General features: G+C 44.2%; 4 protein-coding genes. 1 reads left to right on the top strand and 3 read right to left on the bottom strand.

Going from position 1 to position 3,783, the window contains the following annotated elements; all coding sequences use genetic code 11:
- The first annotated feature begins 148 nt into the window (after positions 1–148).
- Entirely contained in the window at positions 149–1,186 is a 1,038-nt protein-coding gene (locus ACEW8S_RS16490) for a hypothetical protein (protein ID WP_373519214.1), read from the top strand.
- Between the two features lie 304 nt (positions 1,187–1,490).
- On the opposite strand, the gene ACEW8S_RS16495 is transcribed toward ACEW8S_RS16490, so the two are convergent.
- The 3 genes from ACEW8S_RS16495 to ACEW8S_RS16505 all read right to left on the bottom strand — a co-directional run.
- Positions 1,491–2,534 (bottom strand): tyrosine-type recombinase/integrase, encoded by a 1,044-nt coding sequence (locus tag ACEW8S_RS16495; RefSeq protein WP_373519215.1) that lies wholly within the window; start codon positions 2,532–2,534, stop codon positions 1,491–1,493.
- On the bottom strand, positions 2,515–3,210 hold the full coding sequence (locus tag ACEW8S_RS16500) for a tyrosine-type recombinase/integrase (RefSeq protein WP_373519216.1): 696 nt from the start codon (positions 3,208–3,210) through the stop codon (positions 2,515–2,517). Before ACEW8S_RS16500 ends, ACEW8S_RS16495 begins: the two co-directional genes overlap by 20 nt.
- A 263-nt stretch (positions 3,211–3,473) precedes the next feature.
- On the bottom strand, positions 3,474–3,783 hold a 310-nt coding region (locus ACEW8S_RS16505), incomplete at its 5' end, for a tyrosine-type recombinase/integrase (protein WP_373519217.1).

The raw sequence follows: 3,783 nt of genomic DNA on the forward strand, positions 1-3,783 counted from the left end.
TTTAGCCATCCCCCGAAAAATGAATGGATGGGTTACAATAGTATTGATTATATTGGTGTTCCGGGAGGTTTTTAAATAGGAAAACTGTTTTAAAAGTGGTAAATTGTAATTGGAAAAAACGAACAATAAACCCTTAAAAAACAGTTCCATGGACAATATACTGACAAAAAGAATACTTACCAAACTGGGCGGTTACCTTTCCTCCCCGACCGATATGACAAGACCTGAAAAACGTTGCCTGAAGGACATGGTAACGGGCATATTGAAGAGCAGGTCCGTGTTCGTGAACCAGATCGCGGCCTCCCTCAGGGAACCGTTGAGGCTAAAGGACGTGGCAAAACGGCTCTCGGCGCAGTACCTGAAGGAGGACTACGCCGACAAGGTACTGGAGGGCCATCTGGAGACGGTCGCCCCGGGCGTATCGAAGGACGATTTCATCGTCATGGACGGCACCGATATCAGTAAAAAGCACGCAAAATACATGGAAGGGCTGGAATTCGTCAAGAACGGCGATACCGGGGAGATCGGGCTCGGATACAATGTCCTGAACATCAATGCGGTCAACGCGCACAAGGAGATATCGCCCCTCCTGAGCAGGGCGTACAGTTTCGAGATGGGGGCGCTGAGCAGCAACAAAGAGATCAAGGAAGCGGTGCGGAAGGTAAAGGGGCACATCGGCGACAAGGGCTGCTGGGTGTTCGACCGCGGGGCGGACAACGGGATCCTCAAGGATTTCTTCATCGGCGAATGCCCCCGGGCCATCGTCCGCCTGAAAAAGACCACCAAGGTCGATCATGACGGGGAAAAGGTCGATGTAAGGGAACTGGCCAAAAAAATGGATCTTTCGATAAGCCAAAAAGTGATCAGGATAAAGAAGGACAGGCCCGTGACCGAAGTCTATGATATAGGGGGCGTACCGATAGAATACAGGATAGGCCGTACCGTCCACCACCTATGGCTGGTGGTCACCAGGAACAGGCGGCACGGCGGGCTTTGCTATCTGCTCGTGAAGAGCGACCTGTCCAACGCCATCGAGGTCGCGAAATGGGCCTTCAAAGGGTACGGGCTGCGCTGGAAGATCGAGGAATACCATTATGCAAAGCATATCGTTATGCAAAGTGGTACAAGAAGTCATTACGGGAATCACGTGTTTCCGTGGGCCACTTTACAGTACCACTTTGCATAATCATGTTTTTATTTGCCCAACCCTTTAAGCCATTCCAGCAAAGGGCCGTTCCTTTCCCAGGGTTTTTCCCTGTCCGTTTCCGGGATGACATCCACATAAGCCTTTTCAAGGGCCTCCCGCTTTTGTTTGGAGTCGGCCCTGGCATATACGTCGGTCGTTTGGATGGATACATGCCCCAGTATATCCCGGATAAAATCTAAACTTTCGGATTTTATCCGTTATCCTAACTCCAATAAAATCCGAACTTTTATGGACAGATCCCATACTATCAGGCAATATCATCTATAAAAGTTCGGATTATTTTTCAATTAATTTTTCTTTTTCTTCCAAAAAGTTCAGTGAGGTTATCCTTTCCTTTACTCCATAATCTCGGTATATTTCTAGTTTTTTCATCTTCCAAGGATATCATTGCTTTTGCCTCCATATCAATGGTTATATCCAGATAGACCATTGTCGTGGATAAATTAGCATGTCCAAGTAGTTTTGATAGTTGTGCAATATTCATCCCATCATGCAATAGATGACTGGCTTTTGCATGCCTGAATTGGTGCGCATGAAGGTTTAAAGGCACATCAGGGCAAGTTTCATGGGCTATAGCAGCATATTTCTTCAGTCGCTTATTAATTGCTTCTTGGCTAATTTTACCCTGATGGCCCTTTACTCTGGAGTAAAAGAGATATCTATCCTTACCTGGTTCCGACCCATGGAATTTCTTAATGAATTTGCAAAGATGGCTTACCAGCTTCGGTGGCAGATATAAGGTTCTAATTTTAGATCCTTTACCAATAATAGTTGCATGGGGATTATCGGGATCAAGATCCAGGTCTGATAGTTTCAAGGACAAGACCTCGTCGATCCTAGCAGCTGTACCGTATAGAAATGCCAGAAGAACAATATCCCTATAACCCGTCGTTGTATAAGCGTCCGGGACGGACATGAGTGCTTTTACGGCGTTTTCACTCAAACCGTTTACCTTGGTCTGTATCGCCTTCATTCGATGGATGCTTTTAGAATCCAATAATAGATACCTGTAATTGATATCCCGTTCACCTAGATATTGAAGGTAGGCTCTTATCGAAGCTAGTCGAACGTTGCAGCTTTGGGGACTACAGCCCCTTTTGTTTTTCAGCCAAACAAGCCACGCTTTTATTGTTTCGCAGGAAAAGTCATTACTGGAACTGAATGAAGTTGATTTCAGGCCTTTAACATCTTCAAGGAAGTCGATATAAAGTTTCATGGCGGATTCATAAGATCGTATTGTATTATGACTATTTGTTAGTGCACATCCGTCGATCCAAGAATGATAGTATTTGGCAAATTCCAGGGCATCATTTTTCTTGTTCATCATCGTTAGGTAAATCAGGAATTATTTCATCATAGACATCTCCCGATAGGTTTTCAATAATACTGGCCAGTTTCGGGACTAGGGAATAATAGTACATCGTACTGGTTAGGGTACTATGTCCCATACTCTTGCTCAATGCTACCAGTTTGTCATGGATCTCAAACCCATGATCGGTCCATTGGTTGATATTTTCAATCGCATAGTTATGTCTTAGGCTATAAGCAACAGTTTTTGCATCATTGTATTTATACCATAACCCGTTAAACTGCTTATACACCCAGATATTCCAATGACATTTATCTTTACAACTAGGGAAAAAGATCTTGCGGCCGGGCATTAATTCCGATATAGCGTTATCATATCGAACAAGTAGCTCCCCCATTGTGTCGTGAAGTACGATCCGGTGCTCATTGTACCCTTTGGAGTAACGGACATTGATGACCCCATTTCGAAGATCGACATCGTGTTTCCTCAGGAGTCTGGCTTCCGTCGTTCTAAGGCCACTGCTAAAGAGAAGCCTAAAAAAAACAGGAACCTCGATTCTTCGGAGTTTTACCTGAATTGGCACCCCGTCCTTGATTTCATCACATGCCCTGAAGAAGTTTTTAAGTTCCTTTTCACTAAAAGAATGGGGAACGGGAGGATTAGGTCTGGAATGGGGAATCTTTGGTATTTTCACATCTATCCACTTTCGTTGCTCCGCATATTGCAAAAAGGAGATTATTGGATATATTCTGGAACGATGGGAAATCGGTTGCTCCGTATTCCTTTTCGCGCACCACCGGTCGATCATTTCCTGGGCCAAGTACTTGCTTTCAGGATACCTTTTGTTGCAATCGCGATAAAATTGGACAAGAGAGAATGTCGTGGATGTTTTGAGGCCGGAGACTTCGCGGAAGTGAAGATATTCATCTAACATTTCCTTAAATATTCTCGACGATATCATATTTCAAAAACCTCCTTTCCAACGGGATACATCTCGATACTCAACGCACATTCCTTTAGACGAACAAGATCCGATCCAAGATATGATTCGATCGATCTAGGAGATGTATGGCCTAGTATTTGGGAAATAATAGGAGTTTGTACCCCATTCTGGAGCAATGTAACTGCAAAATTATGTCGAAATAAATGGGTCCCTTTTTTTCCTCCCTCTACTCTAACTCCAGCTTTTGCCAATACAGCGGTCGTGGCATTATAAATGGATGTAATCCTGAGTTTTCTTGCATCTCTATCTTTGGTCAAGAATATT

The organism is Pricia sp. (assembly GCF_041745955.1).
Classification (GTDB): Bacteria; Bacteroidota; Bacteroidia; order Flavobacteriales; family Flavobacteriaceae; genus Pricia.